20 protein-coding genes and 4 pseudogenes are annotated in these 25,723 nt (G+C 71.9%); 19 read left to right on the top strand and 5 right to left on the bottom strand.

Going from position 1 to position 25,723, the window contains the following annotated elements; translation table 11 throughout:
* Nucleotides 1–21: 21 nt before the first annotated feature.
* Complete coding sequence (locus ACEXOX_RS10855) at nt 22–1,254, bottom strand: DUF349 domain-containing protein (protein ID WP_406520180.1); 1,233 nt, start codon at nt 1,252–1,254, stop codon at nt 22–24.
* Between the two features lie 253 nt (nt 1,255–1,507).
* A complete protein-coding gene (locus ACEXOX_RS10850; protein WP_406520178.1) occupies nt 1,508–2,332 on the bottom strand; it encodes a peptidylprolyl isomerase in 825 nt (274 codons plus the stop codon).
* 155 nt (nt 2,333–2,487) lie between these two features.
* Between ACEXOX_RS10850 and ACEXOX_RS10845 the strand changes: the two genes are divergently transcribed.
* The 5 genes from ACEXOX_RS10845 to ACEXOX_RS10825 all read left to right on the top strand — a co-directional run bounded on the left by ACEXOX_RS10845 (nt 2,488) and on the right by ACEXOX_RS10825 (nt 7,581).
* The gene (locus ACEXOX_RS10845) at nt 2,488–3,225 is read left to right on the top strand and encodes an MBL fold metallo-hydrolase (protein WP_406520177.1); all 738 of its coding nucleotides are present in this window, start codon (nt 2,488–2,490) and stop codon (nt 3,223–3,225) included.
* 10 nt (nt 3,226–3,235) lie between these two features.
* Nucleotides 3,236–4,498, top strand: coding sequence for a histidine--tRNA ligase (gene hisS, locus ACEXOX_RS10840; RefSeq protein WP_406520176.1), 1,263 nt, complete (start codon nt 3,236–3,238; stop codon nt 4,496–4,498).
* A 206-nt stretch (nt 4,499–4,704) separates the two neighbouring features.
* Nucleotides 4,705–5,349, top strand: coding sequence for a vitamin K epoxide reductase family protein (locus ACEXOX_RS10835; protein WP_406520174.1), 645 nt, complete (start codon nt 4,705–4,707; stop codon nt 5,347–5,349).
* A 90-nt stretch (nt 5,350–5,439) separates the two neighbouring features.
* On the top strand, nt 5,440–6,795 hold the full coding sequence (locus tag ACEXOX_RS10830; protein WP_030023490.1) for a replication-associated recombination protein A: 1,356 nt from the start codon (nt 5,440–5,442) through the stop codon (nt 6,793–6,795).
* A 270-nt stretch (nt 6,796–7,065) separates the two neighbouring features.
* Nucleotides 7,066–7,581 carry a 2,4'-dihydroxyacetophenone dioxygenase family protein gene (locus tag ACEXOX_RS10825; protein ID WP_406520172.1) on the top strand — a complete coding sequence of 172 codons (516 nt, stop codon included), beginning with the start codon at nt 7,066–7,068 and terminating at the stop codon, nt 7,579–7,581.
* Nucleotides 7,582–7,667: 86 nt separating this feature from the next.
* On the opposite strand, the gene ACEXOX_RS10820 is transcribed toward ACEXOX_RS10825, so the two are convergent.
* The gene (locus ACEXOX_RS10820; RefSeq protein WP_406526294.1) at nt 7,668–8,426 is read right to left on the bottom strand and encodes a DUF2470 domain-containing protein; all 759 of its coding nucleotides are present in this window, start codon (nt 8,424–8,426) and stop codon (nt 7,668–7,670) included.
* Between the two features lie 185 nt (nt 8,427–8,611).
* Between ACEXOX_RS10820 and rpsD the strand changes: the two are divergent.
* A pseudogene (gene rpsD, locus ACEXOX_RS10815) lies at nt 8,612–9,222 on the top strand (30S ribosomal protein S4).
* 59 nt (nt 9,223–9,281) lie between these two features.
* Here the strand turns inward: rpsD and ACEXOX_RS10810 are convergent.
* Nucleotides 9,282–11,563: pseudogene (locus ACEXOX_RS10810) on the bottom strand (ATP-binding protein).
* 168 nt (nt 11,564–11,731) lie between these two features.
* Here ACEXOX_RS10810 and ACEXOX_RS10805 point away from each other — a divergent pair.
* From ACEXOX_RS10805 to ruvX, 4 genes and pseudogenes are all read left to right on the top strand, one after another.
* The gene (locus ACEXOX_RS10805; protein WP_208870221.1) at nt 11,732–12,169 is read left to right on the top strand and encodes a DUF948 domain-containing protein; all 438 of its coding nucleotides are present in this window, start codon (nt 11,732–11,734) and stop codon (nt 12,167–12,169) included.
* A gap of 8 nt (nt 12,170–12,177) precedes the next feature.
* Complete coding sequence (locus ACEXOX_RS10800) at nt 12,178–12,546, top strand: DUF6167 family protein (protein WP_030023484.1); 369 nt, start codon at nt 12,178–12,180, stop codon at nt 12,544–12,546.
* A pseudogene (gene alaS, locus ACEXOX_RS10795) lies at nt 12,546–15,214 on the top strand (alanine--tRNA ligase). Before ACEXOX_RS10800 ends, alaS begins: the two are co-directional and overlap by 1 nt.
* A 13-nt stretch (nt 15,215–15,227) precedes the next feature.
* A pseudogene (gene ruvX / locus ACEXOX_RS10790) lies at nt 15,228–15,691 on the top strand (Holliday junction resolvase RuvX).
* Nucleotides 15,692–16,109: 418 nt separating this feature from the next.
* Here the strand turns inward: ruvX and ACEXOX_RS10785 are convergent.
* On the bottom strand, nt 16,110–16,481 hold the full coding sequence (locus ACEXOX_RS10785) for a hypothetical protein (protein ID WP_406520171.1): 372 nt from the start codon (nt 16,479–16,481) through the stop codon (nt 16,110–16,112).
* Here ACEXOX_RS10785 and mltG point away from each other — a divergent pair, their 5' ends adjacent.
* From mltG to ACEXOX_RS10740, 9 genes are all read left to right on the top strand, one after another.
* Nucleotides 16,482–17,756 (top strand): endolytic transglycosylase MltG, encoded by a 1,275-nt coding sequence (mltG, locus tag ACEXOX_RS10780; RefSeq protein ID WP_406520169.1) that lies wholly within the window; start codon nt 16,482–16,484, stop codon nt 17,754–17,756.
* Nucleotides 17,757–17,886: 130 nt separating this feature from the next.
* Nucleotides 17,887–18,726 (top strand): shikimate dehydrogenase, encoded by an 840-nt coding sequence (locus ACEXOX_RS10775; protein ID WP_406520168.1) that lies wholly within the window; start codon nt 17,887–17,889, stop codon nt 18,724–18,726.
* Between the two features lie 116 nt (nt 18,727–18,842).
* Nucleotides 18,843–20,027 carry a chorismate synthase gene (gene aroC / locus ACEXOX_RS10770; RefSeq protein ID WP_406520166.1) on the top strand — a complete coding sequence of 395 codons (1,185 nt, stop codon included), beginning with the start codon at nt 18,843–18,845 and terminating at the stop codon, nt 20,025–20,027.
* Nucleotides 20,024–20,605 (top strand): shikimate kinase, encoded by a 582-nt coding sequence (locus ACEXOX_RS10765; protein ID WP_406520164.1) that lies wholly within the window; start codon nt 20,024–20,026, stop codon nt 20,603–20,605. The genes aroC and ACEXOX_RS10765 overlap by 4 nt, the downstream gene beginning before the upstream one ends.
* On the top strand, nt 20,602–21,693 hold the full coding sequence (gene aroB, locus ACEXOX_RS10760) for a 3-dehydroquinate synthase (RefSeq protein ID WP_406520162.1): 1,092 nt from the start codon (nt 20,602–20,604) through the stop codon (nt 21,691–21,693). The genes ACEXOX_RS10765 and aroB overlap by 4 nt, the downstream gene beginning before the upstream one ends.
* Nucleotides 21,690–22,127 carry a type II 3-dehydroquinate dehydratase gene (gene aroQ, locus ACEXOX_RS10755; RefSeq protein WP_406520160.1) on the top strand — a complete coding sequence of 146 codons (438 nt, stop codon included), beginning with the start codon at nt 21,690–21,692 and terminating at the stop codon, nt 22,125–22,127. The genes aroB and aroQ overlap by 4 nt, the downstream gene beginning before the upstream one ends.
* A 278-nt stretch (nt 22,128–22,405) precedes the next feature.
* Nucleotides 22,406–23,266: an AAA family ATPase gene (locus ACEXOX_RS10750; protein ID WP_406520159.1), complete on the top strand. Its 861-nt coding sequence runs from the start codon at nt 22,406–22,408 to the stop codon at nt 23,264–23,266.
* Between the two features lie 907 nt (nt 23,267–24,173).
* A complete protein-coding gene (locus tag ACEXOX_RS10745; protein ID WP_406520157.1) occupies nt 24,174–25,322 on the top strand; it encodes an MFS transporter in 1,149 nt (382 codons plus the stop codon).
* 11 nt (nt 25,323–25,333) lie between these two features.
* Nucleotides 25,334–25,651, top strand: a complete 318-nt coding sequence (locus ACEXOX_RS10740) for a hypothetical protein (RefSeq protein WP_406520155.1) — start codon at nt 25,334–25,336, stop codon at nt 25,649–25,651.
* Nucleotides 25,652–25,723: the final 72 nt, after the last annotated feature.

Here is a 25,723-nt window from a genome sequence, read left to right as displayed (position 1 = left end):
CCGGGGCCCTCTCGCTGCGGCCTACTTGCCGCCGAACTCCTCAAGCCCCTTCAGCGCCTGGTCCAGCAGCGCCTGGCGGCCCTCCAGCTCGCGGCCGAGCTTGTCGGCCTTGGCGTCGTTGCCGGCCGCCCGGGCCGCGTCGATCTGCTTCTGCAGCTTGTCGACCGCGTCCTGGAGCTGCCCGGTCAGACCCGCCGCGCGCGCCCGCGCCTCCGGGTTCGTCCGGCGCCACTCGGTTTCCTCGGACTCCTGGATGGCGCGCTCGACCGCGTGCATCCGGCCCTCGATCTTCGGGCGGGCGTCCCGCGGCACATGGCCGATGGCCTCCCACCGCTCGTTGATCGAACGGAACGCGGCCCGCGCCGCCTTCAGGTCCGAGACCGGGAGCAGCTTCTCGGCCTCGACGACCAGTTCCTCCTTGCGCGTCAGGTTCTCCCGCTGTTCGGCGTCGCGCTCGGCGAACACCTCGCTGCGCGCCTGGAAGAAGACGTCCTGGGCCCCGCGGAAGCGGTTCCACAGGTCGTCCTCGTGCTCGCGCTGGGCGCGGCCCGCGGCCTTCCAGTCCGCCATCAGCTCGCGGTAACGGGCCGCGGTGGGCCCCCAGTCCGTCGAGCCGGACAGCGCCTCGGCCTCCGAGACCAGCCGCTCCTTGGTCTTACGGGCCTCCTCGCGCTGGGCGTCCAGCGACGCGAAGTGCGCCTTGCGCCGCTTGGAGAACGCCGAGCGGGCGTGCGAGAAGCGGTGCCACAGCTCGTCGTCCGCCTTGCGGTCCAGCCGGGGCAGCCCCTTCCAGGTGTCCACCAGGGCCCGCAGCCGCTCGCCGGCCGACCGCCACTGCTCGCTGGCCGCCAGCTCCTCGGCCTCGGCGACCAGCTTCTCCTTGGCCTGCCGGGCCTCGTCGCTCTGCCGCGCCTTCTGCGCCTTGCGCTCCTCGCGGCGCGCCTCCACGTCGGTGACGAGCTGGTCCAGCCGCTTGCGCAGCGCTTCCAGGTCGCCCACCGCGTGGTGCTCGTCCACCTGCTGCCGCAGATGGTCGATCGCGGCCGTCGCGTCCTTGGCCGACAGGTCGGTGGTCCTGACCCGCCGTTCGAGGAGGCCGATCTCGACGACCAGGCCCTCATACTTGCGCTCGAAGTAGGCGAGGGCCTCTTCGGGAGTTCCCGCCTGCCACGATCCGACGACCTGCTCGCCGTCGGCGGTACGCACGTACACGGTCCCCGTCTCGTCGACGCGGCCCCATGGGTCGCTGCTCACAGCGCCTCCTCCACATGATGCCGACGAGAGCGCGTCGCCCCCCGGCATCGTCCACAGTTTCTGTCCGGCGGGGCAGCGCCCCGGCCGGTCCGACGGGTGTCTTGCGGGTGCGGGTGGCAGCCGTCGGAGCAGGCACCCTACACAACGCCAATCTAGGCGACCGGCGGGCCGGCTGTCCGCATCCAGCACGACCGAGATTTCGCGGTTCGCCCACCGCGGCGGCGCCTCCGGCGTGCCCGGGGGCGTACCCGGGTCAGGTTTTGGTGACGGTCGCCCGGTCGATCACCACCGTCGCGTTGGGGGCGGTGTTGCCCGTCGCCTGGTCGGGGGTGGAGCCCGCCGCCGCGATCTTCTTCAGGACGTCCATGCCCTCGGTGACGGTCCCGAAGGGCGTGTAGTTCGGGGGCAGCTTGCTGTCCTGGTAGACCAGGAAGAACTGGCTGCCGCCGCTGTTCCGGGTCTTGTCGCTCTTGCCGTCGTAGCGGTTGGCCATCGCGACCGTGCCCGCCGGGTAGATGTCGCCCTTGAGCCTCGGGTCCTTCAGGTTCTCGTCCGGGATGGTGTAGCCGGGGGTGCCCGCACCGGTGCCGGTCGGGTCGCCGCACTGCAGGACGAAGATGCCCTGGTCGACCAGCCGGTGGCACTTGCTGTGGTCGAGGAACTTCTTGTCCGCGAGGAACGCGAAGGAGTTGACGGTGTGCGGCGCCTTCGCGGCGTCCAGCTCGATACCGATGTCGCCACAGGTCGTCTGCAGCTTCATCGCGTACGCCGCCGAGGTGTCCACGGACATCGCCGGCTCCTTCTTCCAGCGCTCCTTGGACGGCGCCCCCGGCGCCGGCTTGCCGCATGGATCGGCGGGCTTGCTCGGGCTCGGCGCCGCGGCGTCCGTCGTGTCGCCGCCGCCCGCCAGCCCGACCGAGGCGTACGCGGCCGCCCCCGCGGCCAGGGCGACCGCCACGGCCGCCGCGACGATCACGTTGCGGCGCTTGTGCTTGCGCCGGGCCGCGGCACGCCGCTGCTGCTGGCGCTCGTACTTCTCGCGGGCGAGCTGCCGCCGCCGCTGATCGCTGCTGACCACCGGTCGTCTCCTAGGTGTGCGCTGAGGTCTGCCGTGGGCCGTACCGTATACGGGTTCGCCGGGGCGGGAGTCCCGCCGGTAGGCTCTTCAACAGCCGAAATCTTCCGGATCGCCGCCGGTGATCCGTCCGCCGCTGTCGAATGTTGAGGACGAACGTGCTCATTGCCGGGTTCCCCGCCGGGGCCTGGGGGACCAACTGTTACCTGGTCGCCCCCGCCGCGGGTGAGGAGTGCGTGATCATCGACCCGGGCCACCAGGCCGCCCAGGGCGTCGAGGAAGCGCTGAACAAGCATCGGCTCAAGCCCGTCGCCGTCGTCCTCACGCACGGCCACATCGACCACGTCGCCTCGGTCGTCCCGGTGTGCGGCGCGCACGACGTGCCCGCCTGGATCCACCCCGCCGACCGCTACATGATGAGCGACCCGGAGAAGGCCCTCGGCCGCTCCATCGGGCAGCAGCTCATGGGCGAGCTGACCGTGGGGGAGCCGGACGACGTCAAGGAGCTGGCCGACGGCGCGCGGCTGGAGCTGGCCGGGATGGAGTTCTCCATCGCGCACGCCCCGGGCCATACCAAGGGGTCGGTGACCTTCCGGATGCCCGAGCAGGCGGCCACTTCTGGAAATCAGGGGTGCCCGCCGGTCTTCTTCTCGGGCGACCTGCTGTTCGCCGGCTCCATCGGACGTACCGACCTGCCGGGCGGCGACCACGCCGAGATACTGCGGTCGCTGGAGCGGGTGTGCCTGCCCCTCCAGGACGAGACCGTCGTACTGTCCGGCCACGGCCCCCAGACCACCATCGGCCGCGAGCGCGCCACCAACCCGTTCCTGCGGGAGGTGGCCGCCGGCCTCGGAGACGGCGCACCGCACAGCCCGGCTCCGCGACGAGGAATGTGACGAGAACTTCGTGAGCACCTTCAAGGCCCCCAAGGGCACCTACGACCTGATCCCGCCGCAGTCCGCGGTCTTCCTCGCGGTGCGCGAGGCCATCTCCGGGCCGCTCAAGCGGTCGGGCTACGGATACATCGAGACGCCCGGCTTCGAGAACGTCGAGCTGTTCGCGCGCGGCGTCGGTGAGTCCACCGACATCGTGACCAAGGAGATGTACGCCTTCGAGACCAAGGGCGGCGACCAGCTCGCGCTGCGCCCCGAAGGCACCGCCTCGGTGCTGCGCGCCGCGCTGGAGGCCAACCTCCACAAGGCGGGCAATCTCCCCGTCAAGCTCTGGTACTCCGGCTCGTACTACCGCTACGAGCGCCCGCAGAAGGGCCGCTACCGCCACTTCTCCCAGGTCGGCGCCGAGGCCATCGGTGCCGAGGACCCGGCGCTGGACGCCGAGCTGATCATTCTGGCCAACGACGCCTACCGGTCGCTGGGCCTGAAGAACTTCCGCATCCTGCTCAACTCGCTCGGCGACAAGGAGTGCCGCCCCGTCTACCGGGCGGCCCTCCAGGAGTTCCTGTACGGGCTCGACCTGGACGAGGACACCCGGCGCCGCGCCGAGATCAACCCGCTGCGGGTGCTCGACGACAAGCGCCCCGACGTGCAGAAGCAGCTGGTGGGCGCGCCGCTGCTGCGCGACCACCTGTGCGAGGCCTGCAAGGCGTACCACGAGCAGGTGCGCGAGCTGCTGACCGCGGCGGGCGTCGCCTACGAGGACGACCCGAAGCTGGTGCGCGGGCTGGACTACTACACCCGTACCACCTTCGAGTTCGTCCACGACGGCCTCGGCTCGCAGTCCGCGGTCGGCGGCGGCGGGCGCTACGACGGCCTGTCCGAGATGATCGGCGGCCCCGCGCTGCCCTCGGTGGGCTGGGCGCTCGGCGTGGACCGCACGGTGCTGGCCCTGGAGGCCGAGGGCGTCGAGCTGGAGCTGCCCGCGAGCACGGCCGTCTTCGCCGTGCCGCTCGGCGAGGAGGCCCGGCGGACCCTGTTCGCCACGGTCACCGAGCTGCGCCGGGCCGGGGTCGCCACCGACTTCGCGTACGGCGGCAAGGGCCTGAAGAACGCCATGAAGTCGGCGAACCGCTCGGGCGCCCGCCTCGCGGTCGTCGCCGGCGAGCGGGATCTGGCCGAAGGCGTCGTCCAGCTCAAGGACCTGGAGAGCGGCGAGCAGACCCCGGTCGCACTGGACTCGGTCGTCGAAGAGGTCCGCCGCAGGATCGGCTGACCCCGGCCGCCTCTTGCGAGGCGCCCGCCGTCGTGCAGAGGCCCCCTTCCGGCCGTCCACCGCGCTGTGCGCGCGGTGGCTCGGAAGGGGTCTTTATGCGCATCGAACAGTGGTCGGGTGTCCGGTTGGGGCAGAATGAGGGCCCGGCGCGCGCCAGTTGGAACGCGCCGCCCGCTCACTCCCCACGGCACCGACGGAACGGCGATATGACGACGACAGCGCTTGACGACGTGTCCACCGGCGACGATCACCCGGGCCGCCGTGGCGGCCCGACCGGCTCGGGGCGGGGGCTGGCCTGGCTGCTGGTGGTCACCAGTGCCCTGGGCCTGCTCGCGTCCTGGGTGATCACCATGGACAAGATCGAGCTGCTGAAGGACCCGAACTTCAAGCCGGCCTGCAGCCTGAGCCCGATCGTCTCCTGCGGCAGCGTGATGCAGAGCCCGCAGGCCGAGGTCTTCGGCTTCCCCAACCCGGTCGCCGGCCTGATCGCGTTCGGCGCGGTCATCGGGATCGGCGTCGGCCTGCTCGCCGGGGCCCGCTACCGCGCCTGGTACTGGATCGGCCTGAACATCGGCACCCTCGCCGGCTCGGTCTTCTGCATGTGGCTGATGTCGCAGTCGCTGTACGTCATCAACTCGCTGTGCCTGTGGTGCACGCTGACCTGGTGCGTCACCATCCTGATGTTCTGGTACACCACCGTGCACAACCTCAAGCACGGGATCATCCCCGCGCCGGCCGGCCTGCGCAAGGCCGTGCTGGAGTTCCACTGGGTCGTGCCGGTGCTCTGGTACGGCGTGATCGCGCTGCTGATCCTCACCAAGTGGTGGTCGTACTGGAGCTCGCTGATCTGAGGCCGGTCCGGGCTTCGGACGACGCCGCCGGGCGGCCGGGGAACCGGCTCCCCGGCGGCGTTGTCAGTGCGGTGAACTAGGCTCTGGAGCGTGGAGCCCGACCTGTTCACCGCCGCTGCCGAAGACCGCCAGGAGAAAGACCCCACGGGGTCGCCCCTCGCCGTGCGGATGCGTCCGCGCACCCTCGACGAGGTGGTCGGCCAGCAGCATCTGCTCAAGCCCGGATCACCGCTGCGCCGCCTGGTCGGCGAGGGCAACGGCGGCCCGGCGGGCCCGTCCTCCGTCTTCCTGTGGGGCCCGCCCGGCATCGGCAAGACCACCCTCGCGTACGTGGTCAGCCAGGCGACGAACAAGCGCTTCGTGGAGCTCTCCGCGATCACCGCAGGCGTCAAGGAGGTCCGCGCCGTCATCGACGGCGCGCGCCGCGCCTCCGGCGGCTACGGCAAGGAGACCGTCCTCTTCCTCGACGAGATCCACCGCTTCAGCAAGGCCCAGCAGGACTCCCTGCTGCCCGCCGTCGAGAACCGCTGGGTCACGCTGATCGCCGCGACGACCGAGAACCCGTACTTCTCGGTGATCTCCCCGCTGCTCTCCCGCTCCCTCCTGCTGACGCTCGAACCGCTCACCGACGACGACCTGCGCGGCCTGCTCAAGCGCGCGCTGACGGACGCGCGGGGGCTGGCGGGCGCGGTCACCCTGCCCGAGGACACCGAGGCACACCTGCTGCGCATCGCGGGCGGCGACGCGCGCCGCGCGCTCACGGCCCTGGAGGCGGGCGCCGGGTCGGCCATCTCCAAGGGCGAGAAGGAGATCACCCTCCAGACGCTGGAGGAGTCCGTCGACCGGGCCGCGGTGAAGTACGACCGGGCCGGTGATCAGCACTACGACGTCGCCAGCGCCCTGATCAAGTCCATCCGGGGCTCGGATGTGGACGCGGCGCTGCACTACCTCGCGCGGATGATCGAGGCGGGCGAGGACCCGCGGTTCATCGCGCGGCGGCTGATGATCTCGGCGAGCGAGGACATCGGGCTGGCCGACCCGTCCGCCCTGCAGACCGCGGTGGCCGCGGCCCAGGCCGTGGCGCTGATCGGCTTCCCGGAGGCCCGCATCACGCTCAGCCAGGCCACGATCGCGCTGGCGCTGGCCCCGAAGTCCAACGCGGCCTATCTGGCCATCGACGCGGCCCTCGCGGACGTACGGGCCGGACTGGCGGGCCCCGTGCCGTCGCATCTGCGCGACAGCCACTACAAGGGCGCCGAGAAACTGGGACACGGCAAGGGCTACCAGTACCCGCACGACCTGCCCGGCGGGATCGCCGCCCAGCAGTACGCACCGGACGAGGTGCACGGCAAGCGGTATTACGCGCCTACGCGGTATGGCGCCGAGGCGCGGTACGCGGATGTGACGGACCGCGTGCGCGGCCGGCTTCGCGGCGAGGAACCGTAGACGCGGGTGTGTGGACGGTCGCGGTTGCGTGCCGGGTGCGGGTCGCTCGTGACCGAGGGTCGTCCTCAAGCGCCGGACGGGCTGGTTCTTGCCGGGGCCGGTCGCCCGGTGCGGGTCTCGTGTCTCACGGCCTTCCTGAAACGCCGGACGGGCCGAATGTGTGCTGTCCCGGCCGTCCGGGAAGCCACTGTTGTCCCGGGGCGGGGGAGTCGACCATGGCTGTGCTCGCGCGTTCGCTCAGGACCCAGTACCGACAGGAAGGGTTCCGCCATGACGATCAGCCCGAATCCGGATGCGGACAGCCTCGCCGCGATCGAAGCGCGGATCGACCGGCGCCGGGACCAGTACGCGCTGCCCGAAGGGCACATCGCGGAGGCGGACTCGCCGTGGCTCCCGTTCGTCCCGCAGGTCATGATCAAGCATCTGACGTTCGACGTCCGCAGCAGTTCGGCCGCGAACGTCCTGTGGGTGCGGGCGGGCGGCGTGCTGGGCCGGCACCGCCACCGCGGTCCGGTCTCGGGCTATGTGCTCGACGGCAGCTGGCGCTACCTGGAGTACGACTGGGTCGGGCGCCCCGGTGACTTCGTCCGGGAGAGTCCGGGCCGTACCCACACCCTGGTCTCCGACGAGGGCATGAAGACCGTCTTCTGGCTGAACGGGCCGGTGGAGTTCCTCGACGAGCGGGACCGGGTGACGGAGGTGATCGACGTCTTCTGGTTCATCGACCACTACGAGCGGGGCTGCGCGGAGCAGGGCATTCCGGTCAACCGGGCGCTCTACCTGTGACGCTGTGACGCAAGGGGTTCCGTACGGCTTCTCGACCGCCGGACGGGCCGGGTGCCGGCCCGTCCGGCGAGGAGCGGCTCCGGTGGTCATCCGGACGCGGCCGCGTCGAAGAGGGTGTGCATGGCGCGGCGGAGTTCGACGACGTCGCGGACGGGTTCCGGGAAGTCGAAGCGGGCGTCGAAGGAGCGGTGTGCGGCGTCGGTGAAGCGCACCCGCAGGCCGAAGCGGTCCAGGGCCACCGGTACGGCCCGGTCGCGGAAGTCGCACGCGCGCTGCGAGCGGTCCCCGAGCAGTGTGCACAGACCGCGGACCTGGTCGCTGTGGGCCGAGTGGAGATGCTGGAGCAGCTCCGCCTCGTGAGCGGACAGCGGGTCGGGTTCGGCCCGGGCGAACTCGTCCGGCTCGATGGCCTGGGCGCCCCACAGGTCGTCCACGGCCGCCTCGCCGACCTCCATGCGCAGCATCATCCACGCGGACCGCCCGAACATGCCCGGCGGCGGGTCCGGCTGGAGGGCCTCACCGATGCCGAGCAGTTCGCCGACCGGGTGCCGTTCGGCGAGCAGCATGGCCGCGTGGGCGCGCTCCTCGTTGCGTACGGGAGTGAGCCAGCCCGCCACCCAGGCCCGGCCGCGGATGCGGTGGGGCACCGAGACGGGGGCCACGTCGGTGATCTCCATCACGGCGGTCAGGTCGTCGTCCTGGGCGTGGGCGGCGGCCCTGGCGGCCGCGGAGTCCCCGGGGACCAGGAGGAGCACGTCACCAGCATTGGTGACCGTACGGCATACTGGTGCGGAGAGTCCTGCGTCGTCGGGGTCCTCGATTCCGGGGATGCTCAGCGAGGCCATACCATTGGACTCGACGAGGGTGCGTACGCGCTCGGCGGCGGCTGGCTGCTGGGCGTCTTCCACGGGACGCGGCTGACCCGTCCCGGTGCTCTGACCAGCACCGGGCAGGGGGATCCCAGGTCGAAACATGCGTTCTCCTCGAAGTAAGGTAAGCCTAACCTAACCTACACGGAGGTCCGTTCCACGTGAACCAGTCGCGTCCCAAGGTCAAGAAGTCGCGCGCTCTCGGCATCGCCCTGACGCCGAAGGCCGTCAAGTACTTCGAGGCCCGTCCCTACCCGCCCGGCGAGCACGGCCGTGGCCGCAAGCAGAACAGTGACTACAAGGTCCGTCTGCTGGAGAAGCAGCGCCTGCGTGCGCAGTACGACATCAGCGAGCGCCAGATGGCGCGTGCCTACGACCGCGCTCGGAAGGTCGAAGGCAAGACGGGCGAGGCCCTGATCATCGAGCTTGAGCGCCGTCTGGACGCGCTCGTCCTGCGTTCGGGCATCGCCCGGACGATCTACCAGGCCCGCCAGATGGTCGTCCACGGCCACATCTCGGTGAACGACCGCAAGGTCGACAAGCCGTCCTTCCGCGTCCGTCCCGACGACGTCGTGATGGTCCGCGAGCGCAGCCGCGAGAAGCACCCCTTCCAGGTCGCGCGTGAGGGTGGCTACGCCCCCGACGGCGAGACCCCCGCTACCTGCAGGTCAACCTGAAGGCCCTGGCGTTCCGCCTGGACCGTGACCCGCAGCGCAAGGAGATCCCGGTGATCTGCGACGAGCAGCTCGTCGTCGAGTACTACGCCCGTTGATCCAGGCGTAGACACCGCACGGATCGGTCCGCGCGCCCCGCGCGCGGACAGCCGCGTGCTCAGCCCGTCGTCTCCCCGCCGCTCGCGGTGGGGGAGGCGGCGGGTTCGCTGCTTTCCGGGCGCGGTCCCGGTGCCGTGGGCCGCGGGACCGGCGCGGCGCCGTCCGGTCGGTCGTTTCCGCTGCTGCCGCTCCCGCCGTCGCTGCTGTCGCTCAGGATCCGGGCGACCGTCGCGTCCAGGCCGAGCCGGGCGCCGGCCCGCACACAGTGCTCGTACCGCTCCGCCCCGAGCAGCTCCCGCGCCTGCTCCTCGCACAGCTGATGCGGCTGGTTGTAGTAGCGGGAGCCGAACAGCGGCAGCCCGACCGAGGGCCAGATCCGCCCGGCGGCCCCCTGGAGCAGCGCCGCCTCCGCCGGATCGCCTTCGCCGAGGGTGACCAGCGCCAGCAGTTCGACGGCCAGCACGGCGCCCAGCAGGTCGTGGAAGGCGTGGTCGATGGCGAGGCACTCCTCCAGCAGCGCGCGCGCCCGTGCCGCCTCGCCACGGTTCCAGGCCGCGTAGGCCAGTACGAACAGCGCGTACGCCAGGGCCCACCGCTCCCCGTGGTCGTCGCAGATGTCCCGTACGTCCTCGCACAGCCGCACCGCCTCCGCGATGTCGCCCTGGAAGGCCACCGCCATCGCCAGCTCGACCTGTGCCATCAGTACGTTGCTGTTGAGTTCGCCGATGTCCCGGTAGCGGGTGAGCGCGTCGCGCAGCAGGCTTTCGGCGCGCGGCATGTCGTCGCGGACCAGTGCGAGGCAGCCGGTGCGGTGTACGGCGTACGCGGCCGCGGTGGCGTTGCCGGCGCGCTCCGCTTCCTCGCCGCACTCCCGTAGCGCGCCCATCGCGCCCGCTGCGTCGCCTTGGAGCACCGCCACGTACCCGGCCACCCACAGAGCTTTGAGGCGTGCGTCGTCGTGCTCGCTGTCCAGCTCCAGCGAACGGTCGAGCCAGTGCCGCCCTTCCGAGAGCCGACCGCAGCCGACCCAGTAGAACCACAGCGTGCCCGCCAGGTACTGGCCCAGGTGCGTGTCTCCGGAACTGTCGAGGCTGTATTCCAGGGCGATCCGCAGGTTGGGCAGCTCGCACTCGATACGGGTGGCGACCTCGGCCTGCCGCGGACTGAACCAGTCCAGCTCGCACCAGGTGGCCAGGCCCACGTACCAGTCGCGGTGCCTGCGGCGCAGCCGCTCGACGTCGCCCAGCGCTTCCAGCCAGCCGGCCCCGTACTCCCGAACGGTGTCCAGCATCCGGTAGCGCAGGCCCGCCGGGGTCTCCTCCCGTACGGCGACGGACTGGGCCACCAGTTCACTGAGGACGTCGAGCAGTTCGTCCGCGGGCAGGTCGGGGCCGGAGCAGATGTACTCCGCGGCGTCCAGGTCGAACTGCCCGGCGAAGACGGAGAGCCGCGCCCACAGCAGGCGTTCCGCGGGGGTGCACAGCTCGTGGCTCCAGCCGATCGTCGTCCGCAGGGTCTGATGGCGCGCCGGGGGCGCCACCGGCTCCTCCGTGGACGCGGAGAAGTCCGGGGAGGGGTGCGGGTGCCCCCGGTCAGCAGCCGGAAGCGGTCGTCGATCCGGTGCAGCAGCTGCTCCACCGACAGGGCCCGCAGCCGCCCGGCCGCCAGTTCCAGGGCCAGCGGAAGGCCGTCCAGCCGCCGGCACAGCTCGGCGACGGCGGCCTCGCCGTCCGCGTCGGTGCGGAAGCCGGGGACCACGGCCGATGCGCGGTCGTGGAAGAGGGCGGCCGCGTCGGTGACGTCCATCGGCGGCAGCGGCAGGTTCTGCTCGCCGGGCAGCCCGAGCGGGCGCCGGCCCGCCGCCAGGACGCGCAGGCCGGGCGCCCGGCGCAGCAGGTCGGCGGCGAGCGCGGCGCAGTCGTCGACCAGGTGCTCGTACCCGTCCAGGACGAGCAGCAGCTCGCGTCCGGCGAGGTGGTCGCGGAGCGCGGCGCGCGGCGGCCGGCCGGTGTGGTCGGCGAGGCCCAGCGCTTCGGCGACGGCGTGGTCCAGCAGGCCGCCGTGGCGCAGGGTGGCCAGTTCGACCAGCCACACCCCGTCGCAGAAGCGATCCTGCAAGATCGTCGCGGCTTGGGTGGCGAGCCGGGTCTTCCCGGCCCCGCCGACACCGGTGAGCGTCACCAGCCGGGCGGACTCCAGGTGACCGGCGAGCGCGGCGAGTTCACCGTCGCGGCCGACGAACCGGCTGAGCTCCGCGGGCAGGTTCCCGGGCACCCGCGGGCGCGCGGCGAAGGGGCGGGGAACCCGGGGGAGGGGATCGGGGCGCATGGAGCGTCGCATGGAACACGGAGCGTACTCGCAGGTGTGCGCACCGTACAATCGCGCGTCGGCGGGCCCCGCGCCGCACGGGGAACGCGGTACGGGCCGACGGCCGCGGCGCGATAGGCTCGGGCTCTGCCGTTCGAGCAGGACGGGACCAGAACAAGTCAGTCGGAGAGTGGTGCCAACGTGTCCGGTGGAGAGGTGGCCGGGATCCTCGTGGCCGTCTTCTGGGCGATCCTCGTGTCCTTCCTCGCCCTGGTGCTGGTGAGGCTCGCACAGACGCTCAAGGCGACGACCAAGATGGTCGCCGAGGTGTCCGAACAGGCCGTACCGCTCCTGGCCGACGCGTCCGCGACCGTCCGCTCCGCGCACACCCAGCTCGCCCGCGTCGACGCGATCGCCTCCGACGTCCAGGAGGTCACCGCCAACGCCTCCGCGCTCTCCTCGACCGTCTCCTCCGCCTTCGGCGGACCGCTGGTCAAGGTCGCGGCGTTCGGCTACGGCGTGCGCCGCGCGATCGGCAAGAAGGGCGCGCCGCCGCCCGAGCCGAAGCGCACCGTCGTCGGCCGTACCCTGCCCGCAGCCCGCCGAGGCGGGCGCCGCAACCGTCGCTCCAAGGACTGATCGCCGCGATGTTCCGCCGCGCATTCTGGTTCACCACCGGCGCCGCCGCCGGAGTGTGGGCCACCACCAAGGTCAACCGCAAGCTCCGCAAGCTCCAGCCCGACAGCCTCGCGGCCCAGGCCGCCGACAAGGCCGTCGAGACCGGGCAGCGGCTGCGCCAATTCGCGTTGGACGTCCGGACGGGAATGGCGGACCGTGAAGGGCAGCTCCACGAAGCGCTGGGCCTGACGGACCAGGGCGACGCCCGCGAGCTGCCGCCGGCGCGCTCCCGCGCCGCACTCGAAACGACGCAGTACCCGATCACTCAGCACCAGATCACGCAGCACCGAACGAGAACCCCCGGCCCGACCGGACCGACCGGAAATGAGGACCACTGATGGAGTCGGCTGAAATCCGCCGCCGCTGGCTGCGCTTCTTCGAGGAGCGCGGGCACACCGTAGTGCCGTCGGCGTCGCTCATCGCGGACGACCCGACCCTGCTGCTGGTCCCCGCGGGCATGGTGCCCTTCAAGCCGTACTTCCTCGGCGAGGTCAAGCCGCCCTTCGACCGCGCCACCAGCGTCCAGAAGTGCGTGCGCACGCCGGACATCGAAGAGGTCGGCAAGACCACCCGGCACGGCACGTTCTTCCAGATGTGCGGCAACTTCTCCTTCGGCGACTACTTCAAGGAAGGCGCCATCAAGTACGCCTGGGAGCTGCTGACCAGCTCGCAGGCGGACGGCGGCTACGGCCTGGACCCGGAGAAGCTCTGGGTCACGGTCTACCTGGACGACGACGAGGCCGAGCGCATCTGGCACGAGGTCGTCGGCGTGCCCAAGGAGCGCATCCAGCGCCTGGGCAAGTCGGAGAACTACTGGTCCATGGGCGTCCCGGGCCCGTGCGGCCCGTGCTCCGAGATCAACTATGACCGCGGCCCCGAGTTCGGCGTCGAGGGCGGCCCGGCCGTCAACGACGAGCGGTACGTGGAGATCTGGAACCTGGTCTTCATGCAGTACGAGCGCGGCGCCGGCACCTCGAAGGAGGACTTCGAGATCCTCGGCGACCTGCCGAGCCAGAACATCGACACCGGCCTCGGCCTGGAACGCCTGGCGATGATCCTCCAGGGCGTCCACAACATGTACGAGACCGACACCCTGCGGGTCGTCATCGACAAGGCCGGCGAGCTGACCGGCGTGCGCTACGGCGCCGGCGCGGACAGCGACGTGTCGCTGCGCGTGGTCGCCGACCACATGCGCACCTCCACCATGCTCATCGGCGACGGCGTCACCCCCGGCAACGAGGGCCGCGGCTACGTGCTCCGCCGCATCATGCGCCGCGCCATCCGCAACATGCGCCTGCTCGGCGCCACCGGCCCGGTCGTCGCCGACCTGCTGGACGTCGTCATCAAGACGATGGGACAGCAGTACCCGGAGCTGCTGGAGGACCGCAAGCGCATCGAGACGGTCGCCCTCGCCGAAGAGGCCGCCTTCCTCAAGACGCTCAAGGCCGGCACCACCATCCTGGACACCGCCGTCAGCGAGACCAAGGCCGCCGGCGGTACGGTCCTCGCCGGCGACAAGGCGTTCCTGCTCCACGACACCTGGGGCTTCCCGATCGACCTCACCCTCGAAATGGCCGCCGAACAGGGCCTTTCGGTGGACGAGAACGGCTTCCGCCGCCTGATGAAGGAACAGCGGGAACGCGCCAAGGCCGACGCCCAGGCCAAGAAGCACGGCCACGCCGACCTGTCCGCCTACCGCGAGGTCGCCGACCGCGCCGGCGCCACCGTCTTCACCGGCTACGCCCACACCGAGGGCGAGTCCACCGTCGTGGGCCTGCTGGCCAACGGCACGGCCGCCCCCGCCGCCCACGAGGGCGACGAGGTCGAGATCGTCCTGGACCGCACCCCTTCTACGCCGAGGGCGGCGGCCAGCTCGCCGACACCGGCCGCATCCGGCTGGAGTCGGGCGCCGTCGTCGAGGTCCGCGACGTGCAGCGGCCGGTCCCCGGCGTCACGGTGCACAAGGGCGTCGTCCAGGTCGGCGAGGTCGTGGTCGGCTCGGCCGCGTACGCCACCATCGACGTCAAGCGCCGCCGGGCCATCGCCCGCGCCCACAGCGCCACCCACCTCACCCACCAGGCGCTGCGCGACGCGCTCGGCCCGACCGCCGCCCAGGCCGGTTCGGAGAACTCCCCGGGCCGCTTCCGCTTCGACTTCGGCTCGCCGGCCGCCGTGCCCGGCACGGTCCTGACCGACGTCGAGCAGCGGATCAACGAGGTGCTCTCCCGCGAGCTGGACGTCCAGGCCGAGGTCATGAGCATGGAGGACGCCAAGAAGCAGGGCGCCATCGCCGAGTTCGGCGAGAAGTACGGCGACCAGGTGCGCGTGGTGACCATCGGTGACTTCTCCAAGGAGCTGTGCGGCGGCACGCACGTCGCCAACACCGCCCAGCTGGGTCTGGTCAAGCTGCTCGGCGAGTCCTCCATCGGCTCCGGCGTGCGCCGCGTGGAGGCCCTGGTCGGCGCCGACGCGTACCACTTCCTGGCCCGGGAGCACACCGTCGTCTCGCAGCTGACCGAGCTGGTCAAGGGCCGTCCCGAGGAGCTGCCCGAGAAGGTCTCCGGGATGCTGGCCAAGCTGCGGGAAGCCGAGAAGGAGATCGAGCGCTACCGCGCGGAGAAGGTCCTCCAGGCCGCCGCCGGGCTGGCGCAAGAGGCCAAGGACGTACGGGGCGTCGCGCTGGCCGCCGCCCAGGTCGCCGACGGCACCTCCGCCGACGACCTGCGCAAGCTGGTACTGGACGTGCGCGGCCGCATCCCGGGCGACCGTCCGGCCGTGGTCGCCCTGTTCACGGTGGCCAACGGCCGCCCGCTGACCGTCATCGCCACCAACGAGGCCGCCCGCGAGCGCGGCATCAAGGCCGGCGACCTGGTCCGTACGGCCGCCAAGACGCTCGGCGGCGGTGGCGGCGGCAAGCCGGACGTCGCCCAGGGCGGCGGCCAGAACGCCGCCGCGGTGCCCGAGGCGATCGAGGCCGTCGAGCGTCTCGTGGCCGAGGCGGCCTGAGCGCGTGAGTGAGATGCGGCGCGGCAGGCGCCTCGCCATCGATGTCGGTGACGCCCGGATCGGGGTCGCCTCGTGCGACCCCGACGGGGTCCTCGCGACCCCCGTGGAGACGGTGCCGGGCCGGGACGTCCCGGCGGCGCACCGGCGGCTCAAGGCGATCGTCGAGGAGTACGAGCCCATCGAGGTCGTCGTCGGCCTGCCCCGCTCCCTGAACGGGGAGAGGGGCCGGCCGCGGCCAAGGTGCGGGCCTTCGCGCAGGAGATGGCGCGCGGGATCGCTCCGGTGGCGGTACGCCTCGTCGATGAGCGCATGACAACCGTCACAGCCACCCAGGGGCTGCGGGCGTCGGGAGTACGGAGCAAGAAGGGCCGTTCGGTGGTGGATCAGGCCGCTGCCGTGGTGATTCTGCAGAGCGCGCTGGAGACCGAACGGGTGTCTGGACAGCCACCCGGAGAGAGCGTCGAAGTGGTCATCTGATCGCGGTACGGTAACGTTCCGCGCGACGTAGCGGCGGATCGAACAACCGCACGTGCAGAAAGAGGCGGTCGGTACCGCAGGCGCTGCCACTCAGGAGCGCACCGCCTCGCGGCTCTAGGGGATCGATGACTGAGTATGGCCGGGGCTACGGCTCCGAACCGTGGCATCCGGACGACCCTCTCTACGAAGACCAGGGTCGTTACGGGGGCCAGCCGCAACAACCTCAGCAAGGTCCCTACGGGGAGCAGTACGGCGGCCCGCAGCAGCAGAACGCTTACGGCGGGCAGCAGCAGGGGGGCCAGCAGCACGGTGGCCACGGCGGGCAGCATGGTGGTCAGCAGCACAGTGGCCACGGCGGGCAGCAGCAGCCTTACGGGCAGCAGCCGCAGGACCGGCAGTGGGACGAGCTTTCCGGCCCCTACCCTCCGGTCCAGCAGCAGTACGGCGGCGGGTGGGACGCCTCCCAGGGGGTGCCCCGTACGACCCGTACGGACAGCAGCCGCCGGTCGACCCGTACAGCGGCCAGAGCCCGGACTACTACGGGACGCAGGACGCCTACCCGCCGCCGCAGCCCCAGCACCTCCGGCAGCAGCAGGCCGGACAGCCGGGGCCGCACGGGCAGGCCGGACAGGCGGGGCCTTACGGGCAGGCCGGACAGCACGAGCAGCCCGGTCCTCATGGGCAGCCGGGACCGCACGGCCGGCCCGGCCCGCACGGACCGCAGGGGCAGGGCGAACAGGGTGACCAGGTCGCCCAGACCGCCCAGTTCGAGGCGGTGCGGCCGGAGCACTTGAGCCAGCCGCCGCACCCGTCCCCGCCCGGCGACGACTTCCGGGCCGGCCCCGGTCCGGAGCAGGACGAGCAGGTACGCGACCCGGCGCACTCCTTCTTCCAGGACGACCGGGACGACCGCGACCACCGGGACGGCGACGGTTACGACGACTCCGGCACCGACCCGCGCGAGGAACGCCGCGCCGGCCGCGAGCGCCGCGGCCGCAAGGGCAAACAGCGCAGCCGGATGGCCTGCCTGATCGTCGCCGGTGTCTTCGTCGTCGGCGGCGGCGGTGTCGCCTACTTCGGCTACGACTTCTGGCAGAGCCACTTCGGCTCGGCCCCCGACTTCGAGGGCGAGGGCAGCGGGGACGTCCAGGTCGAGATCCCGTCCGGCGCCTCCCTCCTGAAGATGGGCCTGCTCCTCAAGCAGGCGGGCGTCGTCAAGAGCGCGGACGCCTTCACGGAGGCGGCCAGTGACAAGCAGCTCCAGGCCGGCGCCTACTCGCTGCGCAAGCAGATGTCGGCGGCGTCCGCGGTGCAGCTCATGCTCGACCCCAAGAGCCGTAACGGCCTGACCGTCCGCGAGGGCCTGCGCAACGGTGCCGTCTACGACCTGATCGACAAGAAGCTCCACCTGAAGTCCGGCACGACCAAGGACGTCGCCGCCGCCCAGGCCAAGAACCTCGGGCTGCCCTCCTGGGCGAACAGCAATCCGAAGATCAAGGATCCGCTGGAAGGGTTCCTCTATCCGTCCACCTACAGCGTCAGCGGCAAGGCGAAGCCGGAGGACGTCCTCAAGGAGATGGTGGCGCGGGCCGACCGGGAGTACGCCAAGTACGACCTGGAGGAGAACGCCAGGAAGCTGGACCTGAAGTCGCCGCTGGACCTGATCACGGTCGCCAGCCTCACCCAGGCCGAGGGCATCACCCACGACGACTTCCGGAAGATGGCCGCGGTCGTCTACAACCGGCTGGCGCCGAGCAACACGATCACCAACCAGAAGCTCGAATTCGACTCCACGTACAACTACCTGAAGAACCAGAGCAAGATCGACATCGGTACGCGGGAGATCCGCAACTATGACGATCCGTACAACACGTACTTCTACAAGGGCCTGCCGCCCGGCCCGATCGGCAATCCGGGAGCGGACGCGCTGAAGGCGTCGATCGACCCGGACAACAGCGCGAAGTGGCTGTTCTTCATCTCGATCGACGGCAAGAAGACGGACTTCACGACGAACCTCAAGGACCACGAGAAGCTGGTCCAGGAGTTCAACAAGCGGAAGCGGTAGTAGGCGCGGGCCGGTAGCCGGTAGCCGGTCCGCCCGCTGCCCGACGGGAGCCGGGCGGCCGGGGCCGGGGGCGCCTCGGCCCTCGCACACGGTTCGTCTATCGTGTCGCGGGTCCGAGCTGAGGAGCAGCATGTCCAGTGAAGTCCAGGGCCGTCACCGTGCGGCGGTCCTCGGGTCGCCGATCGCCCATTCCCTCTCCCCGGTCCTGCACCGGGCCGCCTACGCCGAGCTGGGCCTGACCGGCTGGGAGTACGGCCGGCACGAGATCGACGAGGCCGCGCTGCCCGGTTTCCTGGCCGGGCTGGACGGCGCCTGGGCGGGGCTCTCCCTGACCATGCCGCTCAAGCGCGCGGTGATCCCGCTGCTGGACAAGATCAGCGACACCGCGGCCTCCGTGGAGGCCGTGAACACCGTCGTCTTCACCGAGGACGGGCAGCGCACGGGCGACAACACCGACATCCCCGGCATGCTGGCCGCCCTGCGCGAGCGCGGGGTGCAGCAGGTCGAACAGGCCGCGATCCTGGGCGCCGGCGCCACCGCCTCTTCCGCGCTCGCGGCCCTGTCCCGTATCTGCGCGGGCGAGGTGACCGCCTACGTACGCAGCGAGGCGCGGGCCGCGGAGATGCGCGGCTGGGGCGAGCGGCTGGGCGTCGACGTCCGTACGGCCGACTGGTCGCAGGCCGCCGCGGCCTTCGAGGCGCCGCTGGTGATCGCCACCACCCCGGCCGGGACCACCGACGCGCTCGCCGCCGCCGTACCCGACCAGCCCGGCACCCTCTTCGACGTTCTGTACGAGCCCTGGCCGACCACCCTGGCCACCGCGTGGGGCGCGCGTGGCGGAGCGGTCGTGGGCGGCCTCGACCTCCTCGTCCACCAGGCCGTACTGCAGGTGGAGCAGATGACGGGACGGTCCCCGGCGCCCCTGGAGGCGATGCGCGCGGCGGGGGAGGCGGCGCTCGCGGGGCGGTGACCCGTCCGGCCTGTCCGGCCGGTGGTCCGGTTCCTGGACGGGCGGCGGTCCACCGGCGCGGACGTGGGAGGATCAGGGGAGACTGTTCGCGCAGTAGCAGGACATGAGGAGCATCGTTGAGCAGGTTGCGCTGGCTGACGGCGGGGGAGTCGCACGGCCCCGCACTCGTGGCGACGCTGGAGGGCCTTCCGGCCGGCGTCCCGATCACCACGGACATGGTGGCGGACGCCCTGGCCCGTCGCCGGCTCGGCTATGGCCGCGGTGCCCGCATGAAGTTCGAGCGTGACGAGGTCACCTTCCTCGGCGGTGTCCGGCACGGACTCTCCCTGGGTTCGCCCGTCGCGATCATGGTCGGGAACACCGAGTGGCCCAAGTGGGAGAAGGTCATGGCGGCCGACCCGGTGGACCCGGCGGAGTTGGCCGAACTGGCCCGTAACGCCCCGCTGACCCGGCCCCGCCCCGGCCACGCCGACCTGGCCGGCATGCAGAAGTACGGTTTCGACGAGGCCCGCCCGATCCTGGAGCGCGCCTCCGCCCGCGAGACCGCGGCCCGCGTCGCGCTCGGCACGGTCGCCCGCTCCTTCCTCAAGGAGACGGCCGGCATCGAGATCGTCTCGCACGTGGTCGAGCTGGCCGCGGCCAAGGCCCCGTACGGCGTGCTGCCCAGGCCCTCCGACGTCGAGAAGCTGGACGCGGACCCGGTGCGCTGCCTGGACTCCGCGGCGAGCGAGGCGATGGTCGCCGAGATCGACCAGGCCCACAAGGACGGCGACACCCTCGGCGGTGTCGTCGAGGTGCTGGCGTACGGCGTGCCCGTGGGCCTCGGCTCGCACGTCCACTGGGACCGGCGGCTGGACGCGCGGCTGGCCGGTGCCCTCATGGGCATCCAGGCCATCAAGGGCGTCGAGGTCGGCGACGGCTTCGACCTGGCCCGGGTGCCCGGCTCCAAGGCGCACGACGAGATCGTCTCGACGGACGAGGGCATCCGCCGTACGACAGGCCGCTCGGGCGGTACCGAGGGCGGCCTGACCACCGGCGAGCTGCTGCGCGTACGGGCCGCGATGAAGCCCATCGCGACCGTCCCGCGCGCCCTGGCCACCGTCGACGTCGCCACCGGCGAGGCCACGCAGGCGCACCACCAGCGCTCCGACGTGTGCGCGGTCCCCGCGGCCGGCATCGTCGCCGAGGCGATGGTCGCGCTGGTGCTGGCCGACGCGGTGGTGGAGAAGTTCGGCGGCGACAGCGTGCCGGAGACCCGCCGCAACGTGCGGTCCTTCCTCGACGGCCTGGCGATCAAGTGACGCCGCCGCTCGTGGTGCTGGTGGGCCCCCCGGGCGCGGGGAAGTCCACCGTCGGGGCCCTGCTGGCCGAGCGGCTCGGCGCCGGGTACCGCGACACCGACGCGGACATCGAGGCGGGCGCGGGCAAGCCCATCCCGGACATCTTCATCGACCACGGCGAGCCGCACTTCCGTGACCTGGAGCGCCGCGCCGTGCGCGCCGCGGTCGAGAGCCACCCCGGGGTGCTCTCGCTCGGCGGCGGCGCGATCATGGACGAGGGCACCCGCGCCCTGCTCGCCGGCCTGCCGGTCGTCTTCCTGGACGTCCAACTGGCCGACGCCGTACGGCGGGTGGGGCTGGACGCGCCGCGCCCGCTGCTCGCCGTCAACCCGCGCCAGCGGTGGCGCGAGCTGATGGAGGTGCGCCGCCCGCTGTACACGGAGGTCGCGCGCGCCGTGGTCGCCACGGACAGCCGGACGCCCGAAGAGGTCGCCGCGGCCGTACTGGACGCATTGCAGCTACACACATCACCGGAGGCCGGGACGCCGGCGGCGGACGCCGCGGCCCACGGCACACCCGGGAGGAAGGAACACCCGTGACGGAGCAGGCCACCCGCATCCAGGTCGGCGGCACCGCGGGCACCGACCCGTACGAGGTCCTGGTCGGCCGGCAGCTGCTGGGCGAGCTGGCGGGCCTGATCGGCCGGAAGGCCAAGCGCGTCGCCGTGCTGCACCCGGAGGCGCTGGCCGCCACCGGCGAGGCGCTGCGCGAGGACCTGGCGGGCCAGGGGTACGAGGCCATCGCCATCCAGCTGCCCAACGCCGAGGAGGCCAAGACCGCCGAGGTCGCCGCGTACTGCTGGAAGGCGCTCGGCCAGACCGGCTTCACCCGCACCGACGTGATCGTGGGCGTCGGCGGCGGCGCCACCACCGACGTCGCGGGCTTCGTCGCCGCGACCTGGCTGCGCGGGGTGCGCTGGATCGCCGTACCGACCACCGTGCTCGGCATGGTGGACGCCGCGGTCGGCGGCAAGACCGGCATCAACACCGCCGAGGGCAAGAACCTGGTCGGCGCCTTCCACCCGCCGGCCGGGGTGCTGTGCGACCTGGCCGCGCTGGACTCCCTCCCGGTGCACGACTACGTGTCCGGGCTCGCCGAGGTCATCAAGGCGGGCTTCATCGCCGACCCGGCGATCCTGGAGCTGATCGAGTCCGACCCCGAGGGCGCCAAGCGTCCCGACGGCCCGCACACCGCCGAGCTGATCGAGCGCGCCATCCGGGTCAAGGCCGAGGTGGTCTCCGCCGACCTCAAGGAGTCCGGGCTGCGCGAGATCCTCAACTACGGGCACACCCTGGCGCACGCCATCGAGAAGAACGAGCGCTACAACTGGCGGCACGGCGCCGCCGTCTCCGTCGGCATGGTCTTCGCCGCCGAGCTGGGCCGGATCGCCGGCCGGCTGGACGACGCGACCGCCGACCGGCACCGCGCCGTACTGGGCTCGGTCGGCCTGCCGCTGACCTACCGCGGCGACCAGTGGCCCAAGCTGCTGGAGACGATGAAGGTCGACAAGAAGTCGCGCGGCGACCTGCTGCGCTTCATCGTCCTGGACGGCCTGGCCAGGCCCACCGTCCTGGAGGGCCCCGACCCGGCGATGCTGCTCGCCGCGCACGCGGAGATCGCCGCGTGAGGCGCGTCCTGGTCCTCAACGGCCCCAACCTCGGCCGCCTCGGCTCCCGCGAGCCCGACGTGTACGGCGCCACGTCGTACGCCGGACTGGTGGAGCGGTGCACCGCGCTCGGCAAAGAGCTGGGCTTCGAGGCGGAGGTCCGGGAGACCAACGACGAGGGCGAGCTGGTCCGCTGGCTGCACGAGGCGGCGGACGGCTCGATTCCGGTCGTCATCAACCCGGGCGCGTTCACGCACTACTCGTACGCCATGCGGGACGCCGCCGCCCAGCGCACGGCGCCCCTCGTCGAGGTGCACATCTCCAACCCGTACGCCCGCGAGGAGTTCCGCCACAACTCGGTGATCGCGGCGGTGGCCAGCGGTACGATCGCCGGCTTCGGCATCGGCTCCTACGAACTCGCGCTGCGCGCGCTGGCCGCCGAACTCACCGCCTGAGCGCGGCCCGCCCCGCACACGCCGTCGAACACCGCGCCGCCCCCGGCCGTCGCACAGCCGACGGCCGGGGGACACCGGCTGCCTCCGGCGGGGGAGGACTGCGGCCATGTTCTGCGGGTACCGTTCGCCGGACAACCACCTCGGCCCACCCGGGCCGGACGCCCGGCGCGCCGGACACGCGAGCACCGTACGGACGGGACCCCCGCTCGTACCGCGGACTCCGCGCACACCCCAGGCGGCCCTCGGACATTCGACCGCACGAGACGGAGAGCCACCGGATGCAGCACGCAGGGGGGACTCCGCTGCCACCGCCTCACGGGCCGGTGCCGGGCCAGGGGGCCGCGATGCCCCCGCATCCCGGCCCGGGCCACCCCATACCGCCACACCAGCATCAGCAGCACCAGCCGCAGGCCGCGCCGCCCGCGCCCGGCTGGCCCGCGCCTCCGCCGCCCACCACTCCGCCGCACGGCGCACCGACCGCGCCGCCGCCCGCCGAGGCCACCGGGCACATCCAGCTCCCGCCCGGCGCCCCCGTGGCGCTGCCCAGCCCGCCCGCCGGCGCCTCCGCGCCGGACGCCGCGCACGCCGCCGTGGCCGTACTGCTCATCGGCCCGGCCGGCGCCGGCAAGACCAGCGTCGCCCGGCACTGGGCCGACACCCGCCGGGTGCCCACCGCGCACATCAGCCTCGACGACGTCCGCGAATGGGTACGGTCCGGCTTCGCCGACCCCCAGTCGGGCTGGAACGACCACTCCGAGGCGCAGTACCGCCTGGCCCGCCGCACCTGCGGCTTCGCGGCCCGCAACTTCCTCGCCAACGGCATCTCCTGCATCCTCGACGACGCGGTCTTCCCGGACCGCCCGGTGATCGGCCTCGGCGGCTGGAAGCGCCACGTGGGCCCCGGCCTGCTGCCGATCGTGCTGCTGCCGGGCCTGGAGATCGTCCTGGAGCGCAACGCCCGCCGCACGGGCAACCGGCGCCTCTCCGACGAGGAGGTCGCCCGCATCCACGGCCGGATGGCAGGCTGGTACGGCTCCGGCCTGCCCATCATCGACAACTCGGCACACGACGTGCCCACCACGGCCCGCCTCCTGGACGACGTGGTCGCCCGCAGCATCGCGAGTCCGCCGAGTTGGTAGGGGTGGGGTGTAGGCCGGGGGCTGAGGGGCCGGGGCACGATTTCCAGGGCTCACGAAGCCCTCCGGGGCCACGAGGCTCCGGGGCCACGAAGCCCCGATCAACGAAGCCCTCCGGGTCCACGAAGCCCCGGGTGCACGATGCCCTCCAGGGGCACGAGGCCCCTTGGGCTCACCAAGCCCTCCGGGCGTACGGTGCCTCTCGGGCGCACGATGCCCCTCGGGCTCACGAAGCCCCGAGCGCACGAAAGGCGCCGGGTTCCCGGGGTTCCCGCCGCCCCCTCCGGGTATTCCCCCGTCGGGGGGACGAGCCTGTTCGATTCGCCCCGTAGGAACTGCGCGACCCGCCGCCGTACTGGGAGATGTTCCGCCACCAGCCGCAGAGCGGCTGCCACCTCTTCGACGCTCACCACCCCGGCCGGGTGGTACGGCTTGACGGACGCCCGGGACCGTCCGGCACCTGGACACCTGGGACGATCCCCTCGACATCCCGATCCCACGGGCCGAACCCGGCTCGTCGTGCCGCTCGCGCTCCGGCGCCATCGTCGGCACCGGCCACACCGGCCGCTTCAGCGGGGGCTTGGTGCTGTACGCGGGTCCGGGAGTGTCGTACTGTGTACGGGTTCCTGTGCCGAGGTGTCGGTGACAGTGACCGGATTCTCCGTTCCCGCTGTGTCGATCTTGAGGTGACGTCCTATCCACCAGGCCATGTAGTCGTCCGCGTTCCCCACGTGCTGTTGTGTCGCACGTGTCCGGGGGCGGACGTCGCGCTGGCCTGAGTTGCGTCACCCTTCCCCACAGTTTTCTTTCCCGGGTGCAGCTCTGCCGTCTGCCCCGGGTTTCGTGTATCCGGTCCCGGTGCGGCTGTCGGCAGGGCTCCCCGATTCCTTTGGATCAGGAGTTTCCCGTCGTGTCTTCCTCCGCGCTCGACAACGAGCCGCAGCAGACCACCCCGCCCCCGAATCACCCCGCACCCGGCCTGTCGAAGATGGGCCTGGCTGCCTGGATCGCCCTCCTGGTGCTGCTGGGCGCCGAGCTGATGGACATGATCGACCAGTCGGTCGTCCTGACCGCCCTGCCCGCGATCCAGGAGTCGACCGGCGCCGGACCGGACGCGGTGCAGTGGCTGACCACCGGCTATTCCCTGCCCGTCGCCGTCGGGCTGATCACCGGCGGGCGCCTCGGCGACCGCTACGGCCGGCGCAAAATCCTCCTCATCGGCACCGTCGTGTTCACCACGGCCTCGCTGCTGTGCGGTCTGGCTGCCGGGCCGGGCATACTGATCAGCGCCCGCGCCCTCCAAGGCATGGGAGTGGCCATCATGATTCCGCAGATCCTCGCCACCCTCCATGTCACCTTCGAGGGGCAGAACCGCGGCAAGGTGTTCGGTCTGTACGGGGCCGTCATGTCGCTCGCCAATGTCCTGGGCCCGGTGATGGGCGGCCTCCTCACCGAGGCCGACCTGTTCGGGCTGTCCTGGCGGCCGATCTTCCTGGTCAACGTACCCGTCGGGCTCGCCGTGCTCCTCCTGGGACGCCGGTACATCCCCGAGTCGACCGTGAAGAAGGCCGGCCGGCTCGACCTCACCGGCATGCTGCTGTCCGCACTGGCCATCGTCCTGATCGTCTTCCCGCTCACCGAGGGGCACCACCACCACTGGCCGCTGTGGTGCTTCGCCCTGCTCGCCACCGGCCTCCTCGTGTGGGGCGCCTTCCTGCGCCACCAGCGGCGCAAGCAGAACAACGCACCCCTCGTAGCCCTGTCCCTCTTCCGAGGCAGGCAGTTCTCCGGAGGCATGGCCGCACAGCTGATGCACGGCCTGCTGTGCGGGCTGTTCTTCATGACCTGGACCCTCTACCTCCAGCACGGACTGGGCATGAGCCCCTTCCACGCGGCCCTGGCCTTCGTGCTGCTCTCCATCGGAGAGCTGGCCGGCGCGACCATCACGGCGAAGAGCGGCGGACGCTTCGCCCGCCGCCTTCCCCAGGCCGGAGCCCTCATCACGCTCGCTGCGATGGCTGCCTACGGGCTCCAGGCCGACGCAGGCCAGGGGGCCTGACCCTGCTGGCGATGACCGCTCCGGTGGTGTTGATCGGGTTCGGCCTCGGCATGGTCAGCGGCCCGCTCGCCGACATGTCGCTGGCCAGGGTGCCGCACGAGGACGCCGGGTCCGCCTCGGGCCTGTTCAATACCGTCATGCACCTGGGCATCGCCCTCGGTACCGCGCTGACCGCCCTGGTGTTCTTCGCCACCACCGGCGGCTCGCCTGACGCCGGACTCAACCGCGACGCGTTCATCTCCGTGCTGTGGTGGGTCGGCAGCCTGCTCGCCCTGATGTGGGCCCTGATGTTCTGCCTGCCCCGGCACACGAAGAGCCACGCCGGGTGAACCAGTCCTCCGGGAGGCGGCACCCGCCCCGGTGCCGCCTCCTCCTCTCCCTGTACCGCGAAGGGGGAAGCC

Origin of the sequence: Streptomyces sp. Ac-502, from assembly GCF_045222935.1 — a bacterium.
In the GTDB taxonomy this organism is placed as follows: Bacteria; Actinomycetota; Actinomycetes; order Streptomycetales; family Streptomycetaceae; genus Streptomyces; species Streptomyces monomycini.
This window is presented reverse-complemented; position numbering and strand designations above follow the sequence as displayed.